General features: G+C 68.5%; 22 protein-coding genes and 1 other RNA gene. 21 read left to right on the plus strand and 2 right to left on the minus strand.

Translation table 11 applies throughout. The features are described 5' to 3' along the window. Positions 1-409 precede the first annotated feature (409 nt). The gene (locus J2W21_RS15035) at positions 410-3418 is read left to right on the plus strand and encodes an N-6 DNA methylase (protein ID WP_307115315.1); all 3009 of its coding nucleotides are present in this window, start codon (positions 410-412) and stop codon (positions 3416-3418) included. 496 nt (positions 3419-3914) lie between these two features. Here J2W21_RS15035 and J2W21_RS15040 read toward each other — a convergent pair whose 3' ends face one another. Beyond that, entirely contained in the window at positions 3915-4118 is a 204-nt protein-coding gene (locus J2W21_RS15040; RefSeq protein WP_307115316.1) for a hypothetical protein, read from the minus strand. Between the two features lie 423 nt (positions 4119-4541). Continuing rightward, the gene (locus tag J2W21_RS15045; RefSeq protein WP_307115317.1) at positions 4542-5036 is read right to left on the minus strand and encodes a hypothetical protein; all 495 of its coding nucleotides are present in this window, start codon (positions 5034-5036) and stop codon (positions 4542-4544) included. Between the two features lie 200 nt (positions 5037-5236). On the opposite strand from J2W21_RS15045, the gene J2W21_RS15050 reads away from it, so the two are divergent. From J2W21_RS15050 to ssrA, 20 genes are all read left to right on the plus strand, one after another. Continuing rightward, the gene (locus J2W21_RS15050) at positions 5237-6223 is read left to right on the plus strand and encodes a hypothetical protein (protein WP_307115318.1); all 987 of its coding nucleotides are present in this window, start codon (positions 5237-5239) and stop codon (positions 6221-6223) included. Between the two features lie 165 nt (positions 6224-6388). Next, a complete protein-coding gene (locus tag J2W21_RS15055; RefSeq protein WP_307115319.1) occupies positions 6389-6760 on the plus strand; it encodes a hypothetical protein in 372 nt (123 codons plus the stop codon). Between the two features lie 336 nt (positions 6761-7096). Then, complete coding sequence (locus J2W21_RS15060; protein ID WP_307115320.1) at positions 7097-7555, plus strand: hypothetical protein; 459 nt, start codon at positions 7097-7099, stop codon at positions 7553-7555. Beyond that, positions 7552-8034, plus strand: a complete 483-nt coding sequence (locus J2W21_RS15065) for a hypothetical protein (RefSeq protein ID WP_307115321.1) — start codon at positions 7552-7554, stop codon at positions 8032-8034. The genes J2W21_RS15060 and J2W21_RS15065 overlap by 4 nt, the downstream gene beginning before the upstream one ends. Positions 8035-8137: 103 nt before the next feature. Then, on the plus strand, positions 8138-9271 hold the full coding sequence (locus J2W21_RS15070) for a D-alanyl-D-alanine carboxypeptidase family protein (protein WP_307115322.1): 1134 nt from the start codon (positions 8138-8140) through the stop codon (positions 9269-9271). 46 nt (positions 9272-9317) lie between these two features. After that, positions 9318-10436, plus strand: a complete 1119-nt coding sequence (gene prfB, locus J2W21_RS15075; protein WP_307115323.1) for a peptide chain release factor 2 — start codon at positions 9318-9320, stop codon at positions 10434-10436. Positions 10437-10771: 335 nt separating this feature from the next. Next, the gene (locus J2W21_RS15080) at positions 10772-11974 is read left to right on the plus strand and encodes a substrate-binding domain-containing protein (RefSeq protein ID WP_307115324.1); all 1203 of its coding nucleotides are present in this window, start codon (positions 10772-10774) and stop codon (positions 11972-11974) included. 5 nt (positions 11975-11979) lie between these two features. After that, on the plus strand, positions 11980-12747 hold the full coding sequence (locus J2W21_RS15085; protein ID WP_307115325.1) for an ABC transporter ATP-binding protein: 768 nt from the start codon (positions 11980-11982) through the stop codon (positions 12745-12747). After that, positions 12744-13517 carry an ABC transporter ATP-binding protein gene (locus J2W21_RS15090; RefSeq protein ID WP_307115326.1) on the plus strand — a complete coding sequence of 258 codons (774 nt, stop codon included), beginning with the start codon at positions 12744-12746 and terminating at the stop codon, positions 13515-13517. The genes J2W21_RS15085 and J2W21_RS15090 overlap by 4 nt, the downstream gene beginning before the upstream one ends. Further along, on the plus strand, positions 13514-14386 hold the full coding sequence (locus tag J2W21_RS15095; RefSeq protein WP_307115327.1) for a branched-chain amino acid ABC transporter permease: 873 nt from the start codon (positions 13514-13516) through the stop codon (positions 14384-14386). Before J2W21_RS15090 ends, J2W21_RS15095 begins: the two co-directional genes overlap by 4 nt. After that, positions 14383-15507 (plus strand): branched-chain amino acid ABC transporter permease, encoded by a 1125-nt coding sequence (locus tag J2W21_RS15100; protein ID WP_307115328.1) that lies wholly within the window; start codon positions 14383-14385, stop codon positions 15505-15507. The genes J2W21_RS15095 and J2W21_RS15100 overlap by 4 nt, the downstream gene beginning before the upstream one ends. Further along, entirely contained in the window at positions 15504-17066 is a 1563-nt protein-coding gene (locus J2W21_RS15105; protein ID WP_307115329.1) for an AMP-binding protein, read from the plus strand. Before J2W21_RS15100 ends, J2W21_RS15105 begins: the two co-directional genes overlap by 4 nt. Continuing rightward, positions 17063-17719, plus strand: a complete 657-nt coding sequence (locus J2W21_RS15110; RefSeq protein WP_307115330.1) for a TetR/AcrR family transcriptional regulator — start codon at positions 17063-17065, stop codon at positions 17717-17719. The genes J2W21_RS15105 and J2W21_RS15110 overlap by 4 nt, the downstream gene beginning before the upstream one ends. Further along, complete coding sequence (locus J2W21_RS15115) at positions 17712-18725, plus strand: alpha/beta fold hydrolase (RefSeq protein WP_307115331.1); 1014 nt, start codon at positions 17712-17714, stop codon at positions 18723-18725. The genes J2W21_RS15110 and J2W21_RS15115 overlap by 8 nt, the downstream gene beginning before the upstream one ends. Before the next feature lie 115 nt (positions 18726-18840). Continuing rightward, entirely contained in the window at positions 18841-19563 is a 723-nt protein-coding gene (ftsE, locus tag J2W21_RS15120) for a cell division ATP-binding protein FtsE (protein WP_307115332.1), read from the plus strand. Continuing rightward, positions 19560-20474: a permease-like cell division protein FtsX gene (ftsX, locus tag J2W21_RS15125; protein ID WP_307115333.1), complete on the plus strand. Its 915-nt coding sequence runs from the start codon at positions 19560-19562 to the stop codon at positions 20472-20474. Before ftsE ends, ftsX begins: the two co-directional genes overlap by 4 nt. Before the next feature lie 19 nt (positions 20475-20493). Then, positions 20494-21954, plus strand: a complete 1461-nt coding sequence (locus J2W21_RS15130; RefSeq protein WP_307115334.1) for a M23 family metallopeptidase — start codon at positions 20494-20496, stop codon at positions 21952-21954. A gap of 85 nt (positions 21955-22039) precedes the next feature. Continuing rightward, positions 22040-22510, plus strand: coding sequence for an SsrA-binding protein SmpB (gene smpB / locus J2W21_RS15135; RefSeq protein WP_307115335.1), 471 nt, complete (start codon positions 22040-22042; stop codon positions 22508-22510). A gap of 23 nt (positions 22511-22533) precedes the next feature. Beyond that, on the plus strand, positions 22534-23859 hold the full coding sequence (locus J2W21_RS15140; RefSeq protein WP_307115336.1) for a glycoside hydrolase family 3 N-terminal domain-containing protein: 1326 nt from the start codon (positions 22534-22536) through the stop codon (positions 23857-23859). Between the two features lie 121 nt (positions 23860-23980). Next, positions 23981-24349, plus strand: a transfer-messenger RNA (tmRNA) gene (gene ssrA / locus J2W21_RS15145). Positions 24350-24484: the final 135 nt, after the last annotated feature.

A 24484-nucleotide genomic window follows, 5' to 3' on the forward strand; every position in this document is an offset into this window, starting at 1 on the left:
AGCTTCTGAGGTCAGAAGCGCTTGTGAGACGAAAATTCGCGCCGCTACCCCGGGAGCGGCGGGACTACCGCTGGGTACTGCGGAGGTGCCCCACGACATTGTCAGCATCCGTTTCACTGGGGATGTGAAGCAGGTGGACCTGCCGAATCATGAGTCCGCGTGGGACGTCCCTGTAACTTGGGTTGAAGGTCCGGCCGACAGTGGGCTGTCCACTCACATGGAGACCTGCCGGCTCAAAAACCACCAGCAGGATGCCCAGCTATTTCCATAGCTGGAGCAGCCATCGTTCGGCTACCCGCTCCTGGGTCGCTCGTCCAGAGCGAGAGCAGGAGTGAGTGGTCAAGAACCGCCGCTGACTGCGTCGCTGGCGCAACCGGCACGACTGTCATAGGTAGGCTGTAGACAGTCTGTGACCATCATCGAGACCACAAGGAAACGGGACCAACAAGGTATGGCCAGTCGCTACGACGAGCTTGACGCGTCCACTCAACTTGAGCAGCAGTTGGCTGCCGACCTTCGGAGGGCGTTCGAACCCCGCGGCTGTACCGTGGTTCACCACGGCACGAACTCGGGTGGACGCCACTCACCAGGCGGAAAGCCGGACATCGAGGTACAGGACCCTGCAAACGGCCGCCTCATCCTCGTAGAGGTAACCAAGCGACGAGGCTCGGCTGCTGACGGCGAGTTTCTCGCGGTAAAAGACCACCTCAGCAGGGCGATCGCCGCTGGGGGATACCGTGACTACGGCATGTTGTACGTCTCCCCTGCAACTTCTGCTCGCATGAGCACTAACTTCCGGGACCTGTACAATCGCAATCAGGAGCGCGAAGGCACCCCGGGCCGCATGGTGGGCCTCGACTTTGAAGCCACTCAGCTTATGCTCGACAAGCTGAGCTCGGCGGACCCACAGCTTTATCCTTCGTCCCGTTTAGGTGATTTTTTCGCCCGATGGAGCACTGCGGTCGACGATGCACGAGCCCGCGAACTTGTGCAGCAGACCATTTTTCCTGAAGACTTAGAGCTGGCGGCTGAGCTTGCGGAGGAGTCGCAAGAGTTCGACGCGCAGCGCGAACGTCAGCTGAAGAAGGACCTCCAGAAGGTCGAAAATGACTTTAGAAGTCACGGAATCACTGGAAACAACGCGAACATCACTCTGGTTTACCTTGCGTTTATTCGCCTTTATGAAGAACGCCGCCAGAGGCACACCGGCCAACAGAGTCGTTTCACGCTCGACGGATTTCGTTCTTGGCGGGAAGGAGTGCCGGCGGCTTGGCACCGTAGCTACGGCGGCCGCATGGTCGAGGCCCTTCTCCATGAGATAAGCGAGGACCCGAGCCTCAGGGAGACGGGGTTACTCCAGCCTGTCGGCGGGGTACCGGTGACGTTTCACGCACGTATCAATGACGAGTTGGTCGAAAAACTCATTCTCCCTGCATTCGACCGATACGACTTCCACGCAGGTCGAGTCGACGTGCTTGGTGCCGTTTTCGAAACACTCGCTAGAAGGAGCGAAAAGGATACGCGGGTCGGACAGTTCTTCACGCCTGCGCAGGTGGTATCTTTCGGCGCCGACCTCGTTGAGATGAGGGCGACCGACGTGACCTTGGACCCGGCCGTGGGTACTGGGCGATTCCTCATCGCGGCGATGGAACACATGCTCAGCAAGGCTCATCTCGCCACTTCTCCACTCCAAGAAGTCGAGAAGTCCATCAGGGAACGTCAGCTGCTCGGGGCTGATATTGATGACTGGGTCTCAACTATCGCCAAGATGAACATGTTCATCCACGGGGACGGCAGATCCGGTATTGCAACGGTGAACGGTCTGGCTCTGGCCGACCGCTCGGTCTTTCCGGGCCGCGAGACTGGGCTGAACGGCAGTGTGGACATCGTCCTCACGAACCCCCCTTTGGGCGACACCGACTACACGGCTGCGCTTCAGTCGTGGATCGCTCTGGGGGGCGAAGCCGACGACAGTGCCGCCTTCTACCAGTCACTTGGTGTCGTTCCCCTAGAGACAGTGGAAGAACGCCAGCTCGCGGAACAGCAGAAGCGTCATGAAGCTTCCATAGCACTCATCTCCGAGCTTGAGGCAATGGAACCCGCGGAGCGTCCTCGTGGCAAGCTAACCCGAACAATTAGTGCTCGAGACCGGGCGGCGGCCAGGATTGTCGAGCTGCGCCATGCCATCTCTTCTGGTCAGGTGACGCAGGTCCCCCGTGGGCGGTCCCTCAAGGGTGGCGCCCTATTCCTGGGCGCGATCGCAAACTACCTGCGAGGAGACCGTGATCAGAACGCCGGTATCGAATGGCAGGGTGGCCGCACCGCCATCGTCGTAGACGAAGCCGTTTTGAACACTCCTGAATATTCAGTCGTCCGAGAATTTGTACGCAGGCACTTCTTCGTGAAGGCGGTCGTTTCTCTTTCGCGAGACGCTTTCAAGTACCTGGCGCATACCGATGCGAAAACATCGGTGCTTTACCTGATCAAAAAGCCGGACGTCCAGCTCATTCAAAAAGAGCCGATCTTCTTCTCTCATGCGGAACGGGTTGGATACAGTGCATTAGGCACCTGGGTCGGTGATGACCTGCCGCAGGTCCTCAACAGTTATCGCTCGTTCCAGTCTGCAGTGCTGCGGTCGTACCGGAATCGCTACCTCGATGCCCCGGGTGCGCTGTCAGCCACCCAAGCGCTGCCAGGGCATGGCGAGACCTTCTTCTCACGAGCAGATGAAGGTGTCGGCGGAGGCAGGCTGGACTTTTATGATGCCCGATTCACTCAGCGACGCGCTGAAATGGCGATCAGGTATGGGGCGCTAATCTCACTGGGAGATATCCTTGAGGTCGTGTCGCGAGTTAGCCCCGAAGCATCACGTAATGGGGAGTACGATTTCGCACTCGCGGCTCGAACCGGCGAGGTTGTTAGAAAGGGTCAGGCCAAGGTTGACTACAGTCCGAGTGACCTTTGGGTCGTGCAGAAGGGCGACCTGGTCCTATCCAGTATCGATCTGGTGAACGGCGCCGTTGCAGTTGCGGGTGACGACGTCCATGGTCTCGTAATGAGCAAGGAGATGTACGCCTACCGGCTCCGAGAAGGCGCCAGCGAACGTGCGAGTCTCGAGTACATTCAGATCCTTCTCCGGTCAGATGCCGCAAAGGAGATGCTCCTCGGCTTCACTACCGGCACCAGCAATAGAACCCGCTTGGAGAATGCCGAGCAATTGTTGGAATTCCCGATTCCGCCCCTGCCTGAGATGGCGGAGCAAAATGAGAAGTCGGAGAAGCTCAGGGAGGCGTATGCGTTGGTGAGGGAGGCTAAAGAGCGACTTGCTGAGTTGCAGGCCTATGCTGAGCGTTCTTTGCGTGACGACTCTTCGGCGGCGGTCTTGGCCTCGGCTTCTGTTGTTGGAGATCTTGCTTGAGCGGATCCTTCGTAACTTCCCCGGAGGGCTGTGGCTGCGCCCCGGCGGCCATGCGGGTGCGGGAGCGATGGGATCGTCTGGAGCATGGTGAGCGTCAGGTGCCGCCCGGCGCTCCGCCCGTTGTGGGGGAGTGCCGGGCGGCCATAAGCCCCGAGTTCAGCCCGAGGCTTCACCTTCGATAAGGTCTGCAGCAACTGAAAGAGCCGCAGCGACTTCCTGCAGGACGGCCGGGCTCGTCGTACCCGCCAGGACAAGTCCATCCCGACGAACGCCCGAGTTGTGCCGAGACTGACTGTGCCGTCCGGGTGCAGTCTGTCTTCCCGTTCAAGCCACACGCCTGGTCCATTTTCGGTCAAATCTAGGAAGTGCGCGCACGACAGGCAGCCATCCACCATCTCAACGCCCGCTTCGCTCCGTTCGACCCACGTCGGCCGGGAGGTTAAGAAGCGGGCGTGTGGGTCTGTAGCTAGCAGTGCGGAGTAGCGCCGTTCAGGCGTCATTCTGTGCAGTGTGGCCGTTGAAGAGCCTCGTAGGCCAGGAGCACCAGCCACTCGGGGCTATCCTCGGCCACCTCGTGCACCCCGCCACCCCTGGCCATCTCGATGATCAGACCGGCATCAAAGACGCTCAGCCCGTAAGCGGCGCCGGGGTCAGCCAGCTCATCGGCCTGGTGCTCTTCGGAATTGCTGCACCCCTGCATCTCGGCCTCCTCGATGATGTACTGGGCCCGCGAGCGAGAGGGCGAGCCAGTAATACGAAAGGTAAGCCTGCGTGGTGCCCCTTGTCTTCGGCGTCCTTCCTCTGACCGTGGTCTTCGCGGTCTATCCGGGCGTCGCCGCCATCACCCTTGGCTTCTGACCATCGACTACCGCGCTCACGCACCACCCGATCGGGGGAAAGGGAACCGACTTGAAACCGACCATCCGCAGGACCGCACTGATGCGTACCGGCATCGCACTCTCCATGCTCGTCGCCGCGCTGCCGCAGCGACTCGCACAGGGCCCCAGAGAGCGCGGCGACGTGCCGGGCTGAGGCGGGATATATGAATACCTCGCTAGGCTGGACACAGAAGACCCCCGGCTGCACATGGGACTCAGCCAGCCGGGGGTCTTTGCATGAGTGTCTAGTTGACCTTCAGGTCTCTTAGCTCCTTGCGGCAAAGCTCCTCCAGCCGCATGTAATCATCTTCGGCGGTCTCGATCCCCCTCTTCACACTCGGCCACGTTCGTCGCTCCTCGTCAGTGGCGTGCAGGCAGAGGAAGAGGAGCCCGCCGTGTAGGGATGTCGCTGCCTCGCGGATGGGCTCGGGAGCCAGAATGAGGATGTTAGTAGGCCGGATCCGGGTTACGAACTCCTTCCAATCGAACGATTCCGAGTTGAGCGACCTGTACTTAGTGAGGAAGTCTCGCGCCTCGTTCAGGAAGGAGACGTAGGCCTCGTGCTTCTGGTTGCGGAGCCACTGCTGGTGCTCCGTGGCCTTGCCGATCTTGGACCCCAGCCAGCCTCCGAGGAGAGCGAAGAGACCCGTCAGGACAGGAACGGCTGCGAGCTGGATCCAGTCGGTTGCGGACATGGCGGCATCTGTCGCTGCCGCCACTTCGGAAGGGCTCGGTGTCATGTCTGCATCGTAGGCAGGAGACTGTCAAACCCTTCGGAGGTGGAAGATCCATGGTGCTTCGGATCGCATGGATGAGGACGGACCAGCCTTGACACAGAAAACGGTCCTGCACGTGGGGTGTGGTGACAACAATGTAGCCGAGGTCTGGCATGATTGAGGACTGGCTAGGGTATTGGGTGGGTAGCGGAGGTTAGTGGTTCATGGTCAATGTCGAAGCGCTCCACGAGATCAAACGAGTAGCGAAGAAAGTCAGCGAACTTGCCGACGCTTTGGAGCCCGCCAGTTTCTCTTATGAAGGGTCCGATGCCTCCTATTCGCTAGACGTTAGACCATCACTGCTTTCCGGGGTTCTCTCCTCATGGGCCAGGCTTCTCTCCAACTCCTTTGTTCAGAATACTTACGCTGAGCAGCGCGAAGGCTTCTGGCTCACGCCTAAGCTGCTCGAACGGATCGATAAAATCTCAGAGCAGGTCCGTACGGGTGCCATTTCCCATCGCATACTCAACGAAAACGGAGTCGCCCGCGAGCTACTATCATTGCTTAACTACGTCCTCCGGCAGTTTGGTTCATATGAGCCGGGAGTATCCGCATATGCTCCTGAGGCCATACTGAACCTGATGTACAGGCTGCAACAGGATTTCGACGTGCTTACCTCCCGAGATAAGCGCGAAGAGATCGAAGAGACAGCCACGAAGGTCTCCGAGGCTGCCGGGACAACTGGGCAGAACGCAATGGCCAAGTTCTTCGACGAGCTGGCGGAGGCTGAGAAAGATACGGCTGGCAAGTTCAGGTTCGCGACTATTGCGCTCATGATCTTTGGTGGGATGGTTGCGGCGATTTTGGTTTTCGCTCCTTCTGTCGGAGGGTCGGACTATGTCCATCTAGTCCAGAGGTTGGTTGTCACCGGTGCCATCTTCGCGCTGGCCGGCTACTTGGCGAAGCAAGCTAACCACCACAGGTCTGTCGGCAATTGGGCCGGTGCACTCGCAGTGCAACTCAAGACCTTCGAGGCGTACATGGATCCGATCGGATCCGAGTCTGTAAGAGACGCGCTTAGGACATCCTTTGCAGTGAGGGCTTTCGGAGAACCGAATTTTGGGAAGGGTGATTCTCCTTCGGAGTCCACCGCCTCACCTATTGCAGAAAAGCTCTTCGAACTGTTGTCGCGGAGCCAAAGCAAGGGCTGAACGTGGAGTAGCGGTCTCCTGAGGCACAACTGGTTCAACCGGATCCCCCAAGGCAGGAGACGGGGCATCAGACCATTAGGGCCTTTGGTCCCGAGTTGTCTTCGCGGCCCCGACACGATCTGGCAACTGTCCCTCACTTAGTGCGCTTGCCCATACACTCAAGCCATGAATATGAGACTGGCCGCTATGGCGGCATTGGGGGCGGTCCTTCTAGCTGGTTGCTCGGCTCCTTCGCAGAACGACACTGCCTGTAAGTTGTTCGAATCGTCCTACAACGGGCTGGCGGGGACAGTCCGAGCCAAGTTGGGCACGGACATAGCGCGGTCCGCGGCTCGCGACCTCGCTAGCGCCACAAAGGATGCTTACGACAAAGCCCATGGCGATGTCGCTGTCGCGCTCCATGATGAGATTCCCTACACTCCGGGGCTGACGAATGGGAACTCGGACCAAGGCACGGCCTTCTTCATGCAGGCTCAGACAGTGGCCGAAAAATGCGAGAAGGATGGCGCGGCGATCAAGTTGCAGGACATGTCGTAGCGATCACTGAGACCACTCCTTGTATAACCAGCTCCCCGCCCAAGGCAGGAGACGGCGGGGAGCTGGTGGCTTAGTTGGCCGGGACTTGTCCCGGAAGTGTTGGGCGTGCGAGGGGCTGGACGGCTGCGAGGATCGCGCTCGGCGACCGGACGCCGGCCGACGCGCGCCAGCGCGCCACCGATCTCATCACCGGGGCGGTGGGAGCTGACTACGCGGCCCGCGTCACCGTCGGCCAGTCCGAAAGCTCGGGCGTGCGGACCCTCGAGGTACGCGTGGTGGCACCGATCCCCGTCGTCGGCCTGATAGGACCTGCTGGGACGATGGAGGTCGCGGGCCATGCGCCGCTGCAGTGACCGGCCCCGGCTGGCCCGGGCCGCCGCCCTCGGGGAGGACGGGAGCGCCGTCGTCGAATTCGTCTTCCTCGGCGTGCTCCTGCTAGTCCCCGTGGTCTACTTCGTCCTCACCGTCGCGGCACTCCAGGGAGCCTCGTTCGCCGCCGCCGGGGCGGCGGACCACGCAGCCAAGGCCTTCGCGCAGGCGGCGGATGACGCGTCGGCCCACGCGGCGGCCGAGGCATCGGTGCGGGTGGCCCTGTCCGACTTCGGGCTCGCCGAGCAGTCCGCCCGCCTCGAGGTCGCCTGCGACCGCTCCCCGTGCCTCCAGGCCGGCACCGCCGTCCGCGCTTCGGTGCACGTTGACGTGCCCTTGCCGCTCAGCCCGGTGACCTCGGCATTCGGACTCACCGTCGGCCGGATCGACGCCTCCGCCACCCAGATCGTGGGGAGGTTCCGATGACCGGGTGGGCGGCCGCCGTCGTGCGTCGCATGCGGCGCGGCCGCGACGCGGACGAATCCGGGCAGCTGACGGTGCTCATCATCGGGTTCACCGCGCTGTGCCTCCTCGTGGCCACCACGGTGATGGCCGTATCGGCGGTGCACATCGAGTTCAAGAAGCTGCTCTCGGCGGCCGACGGCGCCGCGGTGGCCGCCGCTGACAGCTTCACCTTGGTCGAGACCGCAGCTGGTGACGGGCCGCCGGCCGCCGTGCTCGCACCGGAGAAGGTGCGGGGCGTCGTGGCGTCCTATCTCGCGCGCGACGGCTCCGCGGCCCGGTTCGAGGGTCTGACGGTGGCGGCAGCGACCGGGAGCCCCGACGGCCGCACGGCCACCGTGACCCTGACCGCCGTCGCCCGCATCCCAGTGGTCAACGTCATCCTTCCCGACGGGGTGCCGATCCAGGCGACCTCCAGCGCGAGGGCGAGGCTCCTGCGATGACGTCAGGCGGGCCGGTGGTCCCTTGTAGGCCGACGGGAGCAGCCCTACGATGCGGGAAGATGGCGAGCGGACCGCCGCAGCGGGACCGAGATCAGGGGACGTCATGACCACCTTGCTCCGCAGATGGGCGGCAATCATTGCCGCGGTCCTCCTCGCCGGCGCACTGGGTGCCTCGCCGGCCAGCGCACTCGACGACGGCGGTGCCATCAACGCCGCCTACCAGCGGCTCGGTGGCAGCGCAGGACGGCTGGGGAACCCGATCGACGCCGGACGGTGCGGGCTCAAGGACGACGGCTGCGTCCGGCACTACCAGGGTGGGAGCATCCACTTCTCGCGCGCCAGCGGCGCCCATGCGACGTGGGGAGGCATCGAGGCCAGATGGGCCGGGCTGGGATGGGAGACGGGACACCTCGGCTACGCGGTGGGGGGAGAGCGGTGCGGCCTGCGCGGGGGCGGCTGCTACCAGGACTTCCAGGGCGGCAAGGTGTACTGGTCACCGGCCCTCGGAACGAACCCGGTGTGGGGCGCGATCGGCGCGTACTGGGCGTCGTACGGGTGGGAGAACGGGCCCTTCGGGTATCCGACCTCGGCCGAGGTGTGCGCAGCCAGGTGCACGCAGAGCTTCTGGGGCGGCCAGATCACGTGGAACCCGAACGCGCCGATGTCCTACAGCCTCTGGGACTGGAACCCGCTCGTCGCAGTGAACAAGCGCCGGCCGCTGAGCCCCCTCACGTATGCACCGCCTTCCCTGGTCTGGGTCGGCACCCAGCAGATGCGTGCGGACGCGGCGGGCGCGCTCCGGAAGATGATCAGCGACGCCGCCGCGGCAGGGGTGCCGATCACGACCGTGAGCGGGTACCGCTCCTACAGCGACCAGGCGGCGCTCTACGGTTCCTACGTGGCGCGGTACGGCCAGGCCTATGCCGACACCATCTCCGCCCGCCCCGGATTCAGCGAGCACCAGACCGGGCTCGCCATGGACATCGGGAACCCGGGCGCCCCCTGCGGCCTCCAGGCGTGCTTCCGTGACACCCCCGCGGGGAGGTTCGCGGCGGCCAACGCCTGGAGGTACGGGTTCATCGTGCGCTATCCCGACGGCTTCCAGGGAATCACCGGGTACACCTTCGAGCCCTGGCACCTGAGGTACGTGGGAACCAACGCCGCCGCCCAGATGCGCTCCTGGGGCGTGCCGACCCTCGAGCAGTACTTCCTGATGGCTGCGGCCCCCGGCTACTGACCGGACGCGCGGCCGTGCCGCGGCCATGGCGTAATCTTGGATGGATATGGCTGACATCGACTTTCCCGCAGAGATCCGCGCCCTCCGCGCCACCCACTCCTCCATCGAGCAGGTCACGGACGTCGCCTCGCTGCGGGCCGAGATCGCCGAGCTGAGCGAGGCCGCCGGCGCCCCGGACCTGTGGGACGACCCCTCGAAGGCCCAGCAGGTCACATCCCGGCTGTCCCACCGGCAGTCCGAGCTCGAGCGGGTCGAGAAGCTCGGGGAGCGGATCGACGACCTCGAGGTCCTCGTGGAGCTCGCCAAGGAAGAGGGCGACGACGACGCGCTCGCCGAGGCGTCGAAAGAACTCGGCTCGATCAGCAAGGCCCTCGAGGAGCTCGAAGTCGTCACGCTCCTCAATGGCGAGTACGACGAGCGCGAGGCCGTCGTGACGATCCGCGCCGGAGCGGGCGGTGTCGACGCCGCCGACTTCGCCGAGATGCTCATGCGCATGTACCTCCGCTGGGCGGAGCGGCGCGGCTACTCGACCAAGGTCATGGACACCTCCTATGCGGAGGAGGCGGGCCTGAAGTCCGCGACCTTCGAGGTCAACGCTCCCTTCGCCTACGGCACGCTCTCCGTCGAGGCCGGCACGCACCGTCTCGTGAGGATCAGCCCCTTCGACAACCAGGGCCGGCGCCAGACGTCCTTCGCGGCCGTCGAGGTCATCCCGCTCATCGAGCAGACCGACCACATCGACATCCCGGACAACGAGATCCGCGTGGACGTCTTCAGGTCCTCGGGCCCGGGCGGCCAGTCCGTCAACACGACTGACTCCGCCGTGCGGCTCACGCACATCCCCACGGGTCTGGTCGTCTCGATGCAGAACGAGAAGTCCCAGATCCAGAACCGTGCCGCCGCCATGCGCGTCCTGCAGTCGCGGCTCCTGCTGCTGAAGAAGGAGCAGGAGGACGCCGAGAAGAAGGCGCTCGCGGGCGACGTCAAAGCGTCGTGGGGCGATCAGATGCGCTCGTACGTGCTCAATCCGTACCAGATGGTCAAGGACCTGCGCACGGACCACGAGGTCGGCAACACCGCCGCGGTCCTCGACGGAGACATCGACGACTTCATCGACGCAGGCATCCGCTGGCGCGCCGGGCAGCGCCAGCACGCCGAGAGCTAGAGCGGACCCCGAGCTCTCCGGGCCCGGAGCCTCCTGTTGGAGGCTCCGGGCCCTTTCTGTGCGCCACACTGGCCGCCTTGCGCTCCCACGGGGTGACCTCGCGCTCCCACGGGGTGACCTCGCGCGCCTACGGGGTGACGTCGCGCTCCCGCGGGGTGACCTCGCGCGCCTACGGGGTGACGTCGCGCTCCCGCGGGGTGACTTCGGCGGAAGGGGAGGGACCCCTTGACGGCGACCCCTCGCCGTCGTACGTTTTCCGTAACCTGAATCACCTTTCAGGTTCCGGCCTGCCCGCCGGAACCCTCTTCCGAACCACCCGCACGAAAGGCATCCGCGTGAAGGCAACGACGAAGTTCCTCCTCACCGCCTCCCTGGCCACAGGCCTCGCCGCGACGGGGTGCGCCCCCAGCACCTCCAGCGCCGCCGGCGCCGGCGGCGCCTCGGACGCGGCGCGCACGGTCAACGTGGGCATCGTCTACTCCAAGACCGGCCCGCTCGCGGCCTACGGTGCGGCCTACTACCAGGGCCTCCAGGCCGGGATCAAGTACGCGACCGGCGGTACCGGCAAGGTCGGCAACGCCACCCTGAACCTGACCTACCAGGACGACGCGGGCGATCCGGACAAGGCCGTCGCCGAGGCCAAGGACCTCATCGGCAAGGACTACAAGATCCTCGCCGGCACCGTCGTCTCGGGCGTCGCCCTCAAGCTGGCCCAGCAGGCCGAGCAGAACAAGGTCCTCTACATCTCGGGCCCCGCCGCCACCGACGCGCTCCAGGGCGCCAACAAGTACACCTTCCGCTCGGGGCGGCAGTCCCTCCAGGACGTGGCCACCGCCGGCACCTTCGTGGACAACCTCCAGGGCAAGAAGATCGTGGTCTTCGCCCAGAACAACGCCTTCGGGCAGGGCAACGTCGCGGCCGTCAAGGCCGTCCTCGGCGCCAAGGGTGCCACCGTGCAGCAGGTCCTCGTCCCCGAGGACGCCACCGAGTTCACCCCCTTCGCACGCCAGATCATCGATGCCAAGCCCGCCATGACGTTCGTCGCGTGGGCCGGCGCCACGAGCGGGGCCATGTGGCAGTCGCTCACCCAGCAGGGCGTCTTCGACGCCGCCCCCGTGGTCACGGGCCTCGGCGACGCGTCGACCTTCTCGGCCTACGGCGCCGCGAGCGGCAAGATCAGCTTCCTCAGCCACTACTTCCCGGGCGCCGGCGGCAACAACGCCGTCGAGCAGGAGATGGTCAAGGACGTCCAGGCCGCCGGGGCCAAGCCGGACCTCTTCACCCCCGACGGCTTCGTGGCCGGCCAGATGATCGTCCAGGCGGTCAAGTCCGGTGCCAACGTCGACGACATGGTCAAGGGCCTCGAGGGCTACTCGTTCGACGGACCCAAGGGCAAGGAGAGCGTCCGGGCCTCGGACCACGTGCTCGTCCAGCCGATGTACCAGGCCAAGCTCGTCCAGAAGGACGGCGCGTGGACGCCGCAGCTGGTCAAGGCGGTCCCGGCCGACGCCGTGGCCCCGGCCGAGAAGAAGAGCTGACCGGCGTGGCAGCGGGTCCGCAGAGTCCCGCCCTTGCGGTGGAGGGCCTCGGGCTCGCGATCGGCGGTGCGAGCATCCTCGCGGAGGTCGGCTTCGCCGTCGCCAAGGGGGAGATGCTCGGGGTGATCGGCCCCAACGGTGCGGGCAAGACGACCCTCTTCAACGTCCTCTCGGGCCTCGCCCGGCCCACCGCGGGCCGCGTGCTCCTCGACGGCCGGGACGTCACCGGCCTCCCCGTGCACCGGCGCGCCAAGGCGGGGCTGGGGCGGACATTCCAGACCTCCAGCCTGTTCGGGGCACTGAGCGTGCTCGAGAACGTCCGCCTCGCGGCCCAGGCGCGGCTCGGCGGCTCGCTCTCGGTGCTCGCCTTCCCGCGGACGCACGACGCCGCCACGCGCCGCGCGCGGGAGAGGCTCGCCGAGGTGGGGCTCGCCGACAAGGAGGGGCTGCGGGCGCAGGACCTCTCCCATGGAGACAAGAGGAAGGTGGAGATCGCGATGATGCTCGCGACCGACCCGAGCGTGGTCCTGCTCGACGAGCCCATGGCGGGTGTCGGCTCGGGGGACGTGGGCGCGCTGACCGAGGTGATCCGGGACCTCCACCGGGACCGCGGGACCACGGTGCTCATGGTCGAGCACCACATGGACGTGGTCCTGGGACTCGTGGACCGCGTCGCGGTCATGCACCACGGACGGCTGCTGGCCATCGGCACGCCGGACGCCGTCATGGCCGACGACACCGTGCAGGCCGCGTATCTGGGGGAGCCCGTATGACCGCGGTCCTCGAGATCGAGGGGCTCTCGGCCCACGTGGGCGGCCAGCAGGTGGTCGAGGCCGTGGGCTTCGCCGTGCCCGACCGCGGCGTGACGGCCCTGCTCGGCCGCAACGGCGTGGGAAAGACGAGCACCCTGAAGGCGGTCCTCGGCCTCATCGGCCGCCGCGGACGGGTCACCCTGGCCGGCGAGCGGATCGACGGGCTGCCGACCCACCGGATCGTCCAGCGCGGCGTGGGCTATGTCCCCGAGGACCGCGAGGTCTTCTCCAAGCTCACCGTGCAGGAGAACCTCCAGCTCTCTGTCCGCGGGCGCGGCTCGAAGGAGCGCCGGGACCTCGTTGCCGACCTGTTCCCCGACCTCGTCCGCCGGGCCCATCAGGCGGCGGGGACACTCTCGGGCGGCCAGCAGCAGATGGTCTCGCTCGCCCGTGCCCTGCTGAACGAGAACCGGATCCTCCTCGTGGACGAGCCGACCAAGGGCCTTGCCCCGAAGGTCGTCCAAGAGGTGGCCGTGGCGCTCGAGGCAGCCGCACGGGCCGTCCCGATCCTGCTCGTGGAGCAGAACCTCGCGGTGGTCCGCCGCCTCGCCGCCGGGGCAATCGTGCTCTCGGGCGGGCGCGTCGTGCACCGCGCGGACGACGCGCGCGAGCTGCTCGACGACGAGCCCCTCACCCGCCGCCTGCTCGGGGTCGGCGGGGATGCCATCGGCGGGGACGGGGTCGGCGGGGACGCCGAGGAGACCGGGGATGCCAAGGAGGCTGCCCGATGAGCACCGTCATCCTCCTCCTCGTCACGGGACTGGGCCTGGGGGCCCTCTACTTCCTCGTGGCCTCCGGCCTGTCGCTCATCTACGGGCTCATGGGCGTCCTGAACTTCGCGCACGGCTCGTTCCTGACGCTCGGGGCCTTCCTCGGCTGGGAGGCCGCCAGGCGGCTCGGCGCGGACTCCTGGTGGTCCTTCCTGCTCTCGCTCGTCGTGGGCGCGGCCGCGGGGGCCGCCGTCGCGGCGGTCACCGAGCTCGCGCTCATCCGCCCGCTGTACCTGCGGCACATCGAGCAGGTGCTCGTCACCGTGGGGCTCTCGCTCGCCACGGTGGCGCTGTTCGACGGGATCTGGGGCACCGACGCCGTCTACATCGGCGGACCGGCCTGGTTCAAGGACACGACCGACGTCCTCGGCGCCAAGGTCCCCAACGACAGGTTCGTGGCCATCGTCTGCGCCGGCCTCGTCCTCGCGGGCCTCGTGGTCTTCCTCAGGCGCACGCGGTACGGCCTCATCATCCGCGCGGGGGTGGAGAACCGGGCGATGGTGACGGCGCTCGGCATCGACGTCCGGAAGGCGTTCACGCTCGTCTTCGCGATCGGCGGCGCCGCCGCCGGCCTGGGCGGCGTGCTCGCGAGCCACTACTTCGGCTACGTCTCACCCCTGCTGGGCGGCTCGCTGCTCATCTTCGCGTTCATCGTCACCGTGATCGGCGGCCTCGGCTCCCTCACCGGAGCTGCGATCGCCTCCGTCGGGGTCGCGGTGCTCCAGCAGTTCGCCAACTTCTACTTCGGGATCGGTGATTTCGTGGTCGTCCTCGCCCTCGCCGTGGTGCTGCTCGTCCGCCCCCGCGGCCTCCTCGGGGCGGCGGCGTGACCGCGCCGGAGGGGCTCAGGCCCCGTGTCCGCCGTGGCGCCGCGCCCTGGGGACGGGTTGCCGGCGGCGGGGCCGCGGTCCTGGTCCTGGCCCTGCTGCCGCTCTTCGCGATCGACCTCCCCGGCATCCTGCCGGGCCCGACCTACACGCCGGGCTCGCTGCAGCTGCTCGCGCTGTGCTTCGCGATGGCGGCGGCGGCGCTGAGCTATCACCTCCTGCTGGGAGCGGCCGGCCTGCTTTCGTTCGGCCATGCCCTCTCCTTCGGTGCCGGGGTGTACGGCCTCGCCGTCATCCTCGGACACCTCGGGCTGCCCCTCGTTCCCGCGGCGCTGCTGGCCCTCGTGCTGGCCATCGTCCTCGCCCTCGCGGTCGGCAGCATCAGCCTGCGGGTGGGCGGCATCCCGTTCGCGATGGTGACGCTCGCCTTCGCCCAGGCCGGCTCGGTGCTCGTGCGCCGCAACCCGGGCGGGGCAACGGGCGGGGACGAGGGTCTGAGCCTGTCCGCCGAGAACCTGCCGGATGCCCTCGTGGGCGTGGTCAACACCCGCAACCTCTACTGGCTGGCCCTCGCGGCGCTCGTCGCGGTCTACGCGGTCGTGCTGTGGATCCAGTCCAGCCGGGCCGGCCACGTGGCCGAGGCCGTGCGGGAGAACGAGCTGAGGGCGCGGGTGCTCGGGCTCGCACCGTTCGCGCCGAAGCTCCTGGTGTTCACGGTCGGCGGAGCGCTGGCCGCGCTGGCCGGGATGGTCTTCCTGCTCCTCCAGTCGGGTGCCGTGCCGAGCTCGGTGTCCTCGGACTTCACCATCACGCTCCTGGTCATGGTGGTGCTCGGCGGCGTCGGGTCGCGGTGGGGCGCGGTGGTCGGTGGCGTGCTGTACACGCTGCTCGACCAGCGGCTCGCCGCGCTCGCGGCCTCGCCCGCCATCAAGGAGCTCCCGCCGGTGCTGCGGATCCCGCTGTCCGAACCCCTGTTCATCCTCGGTACGCTGTTCATCCTCGTGGTGGTGTTCCTTCCGGGCGGCCTCGCCGGCGCTGCCGCGAGGCTGCGGCCGCGGCGCCGCGGCGCCGCACGCGCGCCCGAGCCGGAGGAACGGCTCGAACGAGTACTGGAGGACGCATGAGAGCACAGGGCGCCGACGGGCTGCACACCCTCGGACGATGGACGGCCGACCGTGCCCGCAGCACCCCGGAGCGCATCGCGGTCGACGACCGTGGCGTGACGCTCACGTACCGCGAGCTCGAGCAGCGCGCGGCCGCGCTCGCCGACGCGCTCGCGGAGGCCGGATACGCCGCCGGGCAGCGGATCGCGACGCTCACGGGGAACAGCGCCGACCACATCGTGGCCTTCTTCGCCTGCGCGAAGGCGGGGCTCACGCTCGTCCCGCTCTCCTGGCGGCTCGCCCCGGCCGAGCTCGCCGAGCAGCTCGCCGTGTGCGCCCCCGCGCTCCTGGTGATCGAGCCCGAGCACGCCGCGCTCGGGGCCGCGGCGACCGCGCTCCTGCCCGAGCCGCCGCGGACCGCCGCACCGGGCCGCGACGGGATCGAGCGCGGGCTGCCGCGGGCGGGCGACCCGCTGCCCCGGCGCCGGGTGGACGACGACGACCCGCTCCTGGCGGTGTTCACATCCGGCACGTCCGGGGGGCGCCCCAAGGCCGCCGTGCTCACGCACGCGAACTGCTTCTGGACGAACCTCTCGTTCTCCCGGACTGTCGAGGTGGGAAGGGACGACGTGGTGCTGTGCATCATGCCGCAGTTCCACGTGGGCGGCTGGAACATCCACGCGCTCCTGGCCTGGTGGACCGGGGCCACGGTGGTCCTCGAGCGGGGCTTCGACGCCGGCCGCGTCCTGCAGCTCATCGCCCAGCGCCGGGTCACCACCATGATGGGCGTCCCGGCCCACTACCTCATGCTGTCCCAGCATCCGGGCTTCGCCCGCGCCGACCTGACGAGCCTGGACCGTGCGGTGGTCGGCGGGGCGCCCATGCCGGCTCCGCTGCTGCGCACGTGGCACGCCCGAGGCGTCGCGCTCACCCAGGGGTACGGGCTGACCGAGGCCGGCCCCAACGTGCTGTGCCTGGCCCCTGAGGAGGCGCTGCGCCGCGTCGGCTCCGCGGGGACGCCGTACCCGCACGTCGAGATCGCCGTCGCGGACCCCGCCACGGGCCAGGAGCTCGACGGCGAGGGACGCGGGGAGCTGTGGGTGCGCGGTCCCGGGGTGTTCGCCGGCTACCTCGACGACCCCGCCGCGACGGCCGAGGTCCTCGTGGACGGCTGGCTGCGGACCGGAGACGTCGTCGAGCGCGACGGCGAGGGGTTCCTGCGCGTCGTCGACCGGCTCAAGGACATCTACATCTCGGGCGGGGAGAACGTCTCGCCCTCGGAGGTCGAACAGGCACTGCTCGCGCACCCCGCGGTGGCGGACGCCGCCGTCGTCGGGACCCCGGACGACCGCTGGGGCGAGACGGGGGCGGCCTTCGTCGTCGTCCGCCACGGGGCGGCCACCGACGCCCAGGAGCTCACCGAGCACCTCCGCGGCGTCCTCGCGCACTTCAAGGTGCCCCGCACCATCGAGTTCGTCGACGAGGTGCCCCGCACGGGCCTGCACAAGGTCGCCCGCGCGAGGCTGAGGGCGCGCGGCGCCGAGCTCGGCGCGGGTACCGTGGCGGGGGAGCGGGCATGAGCGCCCAGCCCCGCACCGCCCGCGGCACGAGGACCAGGGCGAGGCTGCTCGCGGCCGCCGAGGACGTCTTCGCCTCCGCCGGCTACCATGACGCCTCGATCGTGAAGATCACCGAGCAGGCCGGGATCGGCCTCGGCACCTTCTACCTCTACTTCGCGGGCAAGCAGGAGATCTTCGACGAGGTCGTGGACGACCTCAACGCCCGCGTCCGGCACGCGATGACCGAGGCGGCCCGCACCGCCGGGACGCGCCTGGCGGCGGAACGGGCCGGCTTCCGGGCGTTCTTCCGCTTCACGGCAGAGCACCCGGCCCTGTACCGGATCATCCGGCAGGCCGAGTTCGTCTCGCCCGCGGCGCAGCGGCGCCACTACGAGAACATCGTGCGCAGCTACGTGCACGGCCTCGCCGCGGCCCAGGAGGCGGGCGAGGTCCGCCCCATGGACCCAGAGGTGGCTGCCTGGGCCCTCATGGGCATGGGCGAGCTCTTCGGGATGCGCTACATCCTGTGGGAGGCCGAGGACCGCGGGCCCGGGGGACCCCGTGTGGAGATCCCGGACCGTGTGCTCGACGAGCTCATGGACATCATCCAGCGCGGTCTGGCCCCCGCGCCGGCACCAGCAGACAGACCGAGAGAGGACGGCTCGCATGAGTGAATCCCTGGACTACCGCACCTTCGACGTTCCGGTGCGCGGCGGTGAGCTGCGCGCCGGAGAGTGGTCCCGGAGGGGTGCCGAGGACGGGCAGACCGTCCTCGCGGTCCACGGGGTCACCTCCTCCCACCTCGCGTGGCCGTTCGTGGCCCGTGCGCTGCTCGCGCCGCCGGCCGGGGAGCTGGGAGGGTCCGCGGACGACGCCGCCCGGCCGGGTTCTGCTGCAGACGTCGCCCGGGTCGTCGCGCCGGACCTGCGCGGCCGCGGACGCAGCAATGCTCTGCCCGGGCCCTACGGCATGGCGCAGCACGCCGACGACCTCGCCGCCGTGCTGCGCGCGGCGGGAGCGGATGCGGACCGGCCCGCCGTCGTCGTGGGCCACTCGATGGGCGCGTTCGCGTCCCTCGTCCTCGCGGATCGGCACGCCGAGCTCGTCGAGCGGCTCGTGCTCGTGGACGGCGGCATCCCGCTCGCGCCGCCGCCCGGCATGAGCCCGGAAGAGGCGCTCCAGGCGCTCCTTGGCCCTGCTGCCGAGCGGCTGCGGATGGAGTTCGCGAGCCCCGAGTCGTACCTCGACTACTGGGGTCCGCACCCGGCGTTCACGGGGGCGTGGACGCCGGAGTTCGAGGAGTACATCCGCTACGACCTCGACGGCGCCGCGCCCCGCCTGCGCCCCGCGACCGCCCTCGCGGCCCTCGCCGACGACAACGCCGACCTGTACGGGGGCGAATCGCTCCTGGGCGCCCTCGACCGGCTGCGGGTTCCCACCCTGCTGCTGCGGGCCGAGCGCGGACTCCTGGGCCAGCTCCCGCCCCTCTACCCGGACGAGGTCATGGACCGGGTGCGGCGGGAGCACCCGGCGATCGAGGTGCTCGACGTGCCCGGCACGAACCACTACACGATCGTCATGACGGCCGACGGCGCCGCCGCCGTCGCGCAGGCCGTGCTGGCCAGGCAGCCGCTCGCCGCGGAGACGGCCGCGTCCCTGGACTCCGACACGCCGGGGTGAGAACCCCGGGACGTCCTGCCCTTGTGCTTATAGTCGAGCAGCCGGCGCCCCCTGCCTCCGAGCCTCGCCCGAGCGCCGGGCTCAGGACGCGTGCGTCCCGACGGGTTTGAGAGCAATGATCCGCTTCGACAATGTCACGAAGGTCTACGACCGGAAGGCCCGCCCGGCGCTCGACTCCGTCAGCCTCGAGATCGAGCGCGGCGAGTTCGCCTTCCTCGTCGGTGCCTCCGGGTCCGGGAAGTCCACCTTCCTCCGCCTCGTCATGCGCGAGGAGCGGGCGACGGGCGGCGCGGTGCTGGTAGCCGGGCAGAACGTGGCCTCGCTGCCGAGCTGGCGTGTGCCGCGCCTGAGGCGCGGCATCGGCGTCGTGTTCCAGGACTTCCGGCTCCTGCCGCAGAAGACGGTGTTCGCCAACGTCGCCTTCGCCATGCAGGTGATCGGGCGCAGCCGCGCGATCATCCGCGATGCCGTGCCCGAGGTGCTCAAGACCGTGGGGCTGGAGGGCAAGGGCCACCGCATGCCGCACGAGCTCTCCGGCGGCGAGCAGCAGCGCGTGGCGATCGCGCGCGCCGTCGTGAACCGCCCCGGGATCCTCCTCGCGGACGAGCCGACCGGCAACCTGGACCCGACCACGAGCCAGGGGATCATGTCCGTCCTCGACCGCATCAACCAGAACGGCACCACCGTGGTGATGGCCACCCATGACACCGACATCGTCAACTCCATGCGCAAGCGCGTGATCGAGCTCGTGGACGGCCGGGTGATTCGCGATGAGGCCAAGGCCCTGTACACCTCGATGATCCCCGCGGTGGCCCCGGCCGGGGGAGAGCGCGCATGAGGGCCGCCTTCGTCCTCGGCGAGATCGCGAGCGGGCTCCGCAGGAACCTCACCATGGTGGTCTCGGTGGTCCTCGTGACCTTCGTGTCGCTGACGTTCGTCGGCGCCGCCGGCATGCTGCAGCTGCAGATCAACCAGATGAAGGGCTACTGGTACGACCGCGTGCAGGTGGCCATCTTCCTGTGCAACGGCACGTCGAAGGCCCCCGGCTGCGTCTCCGGCGCGGTGACGGAGGACCAGCGCAAGTCGCTCGAGGCCCTGCTGTCCTCGCCGGCCGTCGCCCAGTACGTCTCCGACTACCACTTCGAGTCCCAGAACGAGGCCTACCAGCACTACCGGGAGCAGTTCGCGAACTCCCCGATCGTGGACTCCGTGACCCCGGACCAGCTCCCGGCCTCCTTCAGGGTCAACCTCAAGGACCCCCAGAAGTACCAGATCATCTCCGAGACCTTCTCCTCGCGGCCGGGAGTCCGGCTCGTGAGCGACCAGCGGGAGGTCCTCGAACGGCTCTTCTCCGTGATGAACGCCGCCTCCCTCGTGGCGATCGTGATCGCCGGGGTCATGATCGTCTGCGCGATCCTCCTCATCGCCACGACCATCAGGCTCTCGGCCTTCAGCCGGCGCCGGGAGACCGGGATCATGCGGCTCGTCGGAGCGTCCAAGCTCATGATCCAGCTCCCGTTCGTGCTGGAGGGCACCATCGCGGCCGTGATCGGGGCCGTGCTCGCCTCGGGCACCCTCTGGGCGGTGGCCAAGTTCTTCCTCGGGGACGTCCTGACGTCCCAGTACCCGGGCACGGCATTCATCTCGCCGTCCCAGACCCTCATGCTCGCACCCCTGCTCGTCGGCACGGGCGTGGTCCTCGCGGGCGTCTCATCGATGCTGACGCTCCGTCGGTATCTCAAGGTTTAGCGGACAGGAGCGCAGAAGCATGCAGGCGGTCAGCACACGACGTGGCTTCGAGCCCCGGGGAAGCCGCACGGCTCTCCGCCGGGGCACCGGGCTCACGGCCGCGGCGATGCTCGTGGTCACCCTCGCGCTGGCCGGCTCCGGCGCGAGGGCGGACAATCTCGACGACCAGAAGGCCCAGCTGGACCAGCGCGCCCAGGAGGTCAAGGAGTCGCTCGAGTTCCTCGACGGCCGGATCCAGCAGACGGCCGCGGACCTCGCGACCTACCAGGCCCGGCTCCCGGGAGCCCAGCAGGCGCTCCTCGACGCCCAGGGCCGCGTCGCGGCCGCGAGCAACGAGGTCGACGCCCTGGCCGTGCGGGTCGACGCCGCCCAGCAGAACAAGGCCAAGATCACCGCCCAGCTCGAGACCGACCGCGGCAAGATGGACAGCACCAAGAAGCTCATCGGCGAGATCGCGAGCGAGTCCTACATGTCCGGCGGCGTGCCCTCGAACGTCGGGCTGATGCTCGGCTCGGGCGAGACGAACTCCCTGACCGGCTCGCTCGACCTCGCGGACACCGTCATGGAGAGCCAGAACACGGCCCTCGACCAGCTCGCGCAGCAGAACGCCGCGAACGTGAACTCCCAGGCCCGGCTCGCTGCCGTCGAGGCCGAGATCAAGGACCTCAAGGGCAAGGCGGACGAGGCCCTCAAGAAGGAGCAGGCCGCCCGCGACGACGCCGCGTCGAAGAAGGCCGCCGTCGACAAGCTCGTCGACGACACCGGCCGGCTGAGCAAGGAGCTCGAGGCGCAGAAGCCCGCCATCCAGAAGCAGATCGCCGACGTCAAGGCCCAGCAGGACCAGGTCGCCGCCCAGATCCAGGACCGGGACCGCAGGCTGCGCGAGGCGTGGGAGGCCGAGCAGCGCCGCATCGCCGCCCAGCGTGCCGAGGCGGCGCGGCAGGCCGCCATCCGTGCCGGCCAGGCCCGGGCCGCCGCGGAGGCAGCGGCCCAGGCCGCCGCCAACCAGGCCGCGGAGGAGACGCGCCAGGCGCAGGCCGCGGCCGTGACCCCGTCCGCGTTCGGGCTCATCCACCCCTTCGACGGGAGCATCCCGATCACCTCCGGCTTCGGCTGGCGCGCGACCCCGCCCGGCACCATCGACTTCTACGGGACCGGAGGCTACATGCACACCGGCATCGACTTCGGGGCCGCCTGCGGCACTCCGGTCCATGCTGCAGCGGCCGGCACGGTCACCGTCGGCGGATGGACCACGGGCGGCGGCGGGTGGACAGTCATGATTTCCCACGGCGTCGTGAACGGGAACTCCCTGACCACCGTCTACTACCACAACACGAACGTCGTCGTGTCGCCGGGACAGCAGGTGAGCCAGGGGCAGGTCATCGCCTACTCGGGCAGCACGGGCAACTCGACCGGCTGCCACGCGCACTTCGAGACATGGCTCAACGGCCAGCCCGTGAACCCCATGGGGCTGCTGTAGACTGGTAGGTCCCGCCGCGCCCGCGCGCGGCCGTGAATGTCCGCCCTGATCGCAGGCCGATCACCGAATCCCAAGGAGCGCCGCCGTGCCCAGAGAGAGTGGCCGGAAGGTCGTGGCCACCAACCGCAAGGCCCGGCACGACTACGAGGTGCTGGACACCTGGGAGGCCGGGCTCGTCCTCATGGGCACCGAGGTGAAGTCCCTCCGCGAGGGCCACATCTCCCTCGGCGAGGGCTTCTGCCACTTCGACCGCGGCGAGCTGTGGCTCGAAGCGGTCAACATCCCCGAGTACACCCAGGGGTCCTGGACCAACCACCCCTCCAAGCGCAAGCGCAAGCTCCTGCTGCACCGGGAGGAGCTGGCGAAGATCGAGCACAAGGTCAATGAGTCGGGGCTCACCGTGGTGCCCCTCCAGGTCTACTTCAGCGACGGCCGGGCCAAGGTCGAGATCGCGCTCGCGCGGGGCAAGAAGGACTACGACAAGCGCCACGCCCTCCGCGAGGCGCAGGACAAGCGCGAGGCCCTGCGCGCCATGCGGGCCCGCAACCGCCGCTGACGGAAGGGCACACGAGACAGGCCATGTCCCACAGGAACTGGAAGCCCTGGGCTGCAGTCGCGGTCGGCCTCGTCGCCGTGCTCGCGGTCGTCGGCGCCCTGGTGCTGCCGCGCCTGCTCGCCGGCCCCACCGCCGGGCCCGCGCCGACCCCTTCCGCAGGGGCCACCGGGCCGGCATCCGCCTCGCCCTCGGGCGCCAGCAGCCAGCCGACGCCCACCGCGACCCGCACCGCCGCCGGCGCGCCGCCGGCGTCGTCCGCACCTGCCCCGCGACCGAGCACGACTGCGGCTCCCGCGACGAGCCGCGCGGCCCAGATCCTGGCGTCGATGAGCCTCGAGCAGCGGGTGGGCCAGGTGATCATGGTCAGCTCGCCGGCGGCCGGACCGGACGCCGCGGCCCTCGACGCCCTGCGTCGGCTCCACATCGGCAACGTCTTCCTCAAGGGCCGCTCGACCGCTGGCGTCGGCGCCGTCGCCGGCGTGGTGCAAAGCATCAGGGCCGAGGCCACGGACGCAGCGACCAGGCGCGTGGGGCAGTTCGTCGCCACCGACCAGGAGGGCGGCCAGGTGCAGGTCCTGCGCGGCCCCGGGTTCTCCGACATGCCCACGGCCCTCGCGCAGGGCAGCATGGCCCCCGCGGCCCTGCGGGCGGCCGCCGCCGGCTGGGGCCGCGAGCTCGCGGCCGCGGGCGTGGACGTGAACTTCGCCCCGGTCATGGACACCGTTCCCTCTGCCGCGTTCGCGCCGCAGAACACGCCCATCGGGCACTTCCAGCGCGAGTTCGGCTACACGCCGGCGGCGGTCTCCGCCCACGGCATCGCGTTCGCCCAGGGGATGGCCGACGCCGGCCTCATCGCGGTGCCCAAGCACTTCCCCGGCCTCGGACGCGTGACGGCGAACACCGACACGGCCTCCGGCGTCACGGACGCCACGACCGGTCGGCACGATCCCTTCGTCGCCCCCTTCGCGGACGCCGTGCGGGCCGGGGTGCCGTGGATGATGCTCTCCAACGCCTCCTATCCAGCGATCGACCCCCGCCACGATGCGGTCTTCTCGCCCACGGTGATCGGCGGCATGCTGCGCGGCGACCTCGGCTTCGCCGGGATCGTCGTCTCGGACGACCTCTGCGACGCCGTCCAGCTCTCCGGCATCGCGCCCGAGCAGCGCGGGGCGGACTTCCTCGCCGCCGGCGGCACGATGGCACTGTGCACCGACCAGCAGCTGGCCCCACGGGTCTGGGCCGGGATCGTGGCCCGTGCGAAGGCGGATCCTGCCTTCGCCTCCACCGTGGACGCCGCCGCGCTGGCCGTGCTCGGGGCGAAAGACCGGGCCGGCCTCCTTCCGCGGTGACGACGGTCGCCTCCGTGTGGGCTTGGGGAATAATCCCGGCGCCCCGCGCGCTATACTGGCTGTTCCGACGGTTCGCCGACGGGGTCCCGGTTCAGGCCGGGACGGTTTGACAACCACATACGGGGATGATCGGTTTCGACGGTGTAGGTCGAGACAGGGGAAGCGGGCCGAGGATGCAGAGTCATCTCGTCAACGCTCTCTGTAAACCAATAAGTGCCAACTCTAAGCGCACTGACTTCGCCCTCGCTGCCTAAGTAGCGAGCAAGTCCGTCAGCCCGGGATTGCTATCGTCCCGGATCCTGGCGTCGATTAGATAGCCACTGCTGGCAGCTCTCGTCGTCGGAGCTGCCGGGACTTCAAGGCGACTGGGCCCGGGTCAGCCACTGGTGTGCATGATGGCTGGGGCCGAGAAATCCCGACGCACACTGCGCCCGGAGAATACCTGGCAAAACCGCACCGGACGGGGGTTCAATTCCCCCCATCTCCACCCTGGACCGCAGCGGGGCCCCCCCCCCCCGGGGGGGGGGGGGGGGGTTTTACCCCCCCGCCGCCCCGGGGCCGGCGATGAGGGGGGGCCCCAACACGGGGCCCCCCCCCCGCGAGGGGCGGCGGGGACAGTGTGAGC

The sequence above is a fragment of the Sinomonas atrocyanea genome (genome assembly GCF_030811715.1).
Classification (GTDB): Bacteria; Actinomycetota; Actinomycetes; order Actinomycetales; family Micrococcaceae; genus Sinomonas; species Sinomonas atrocyanea_A.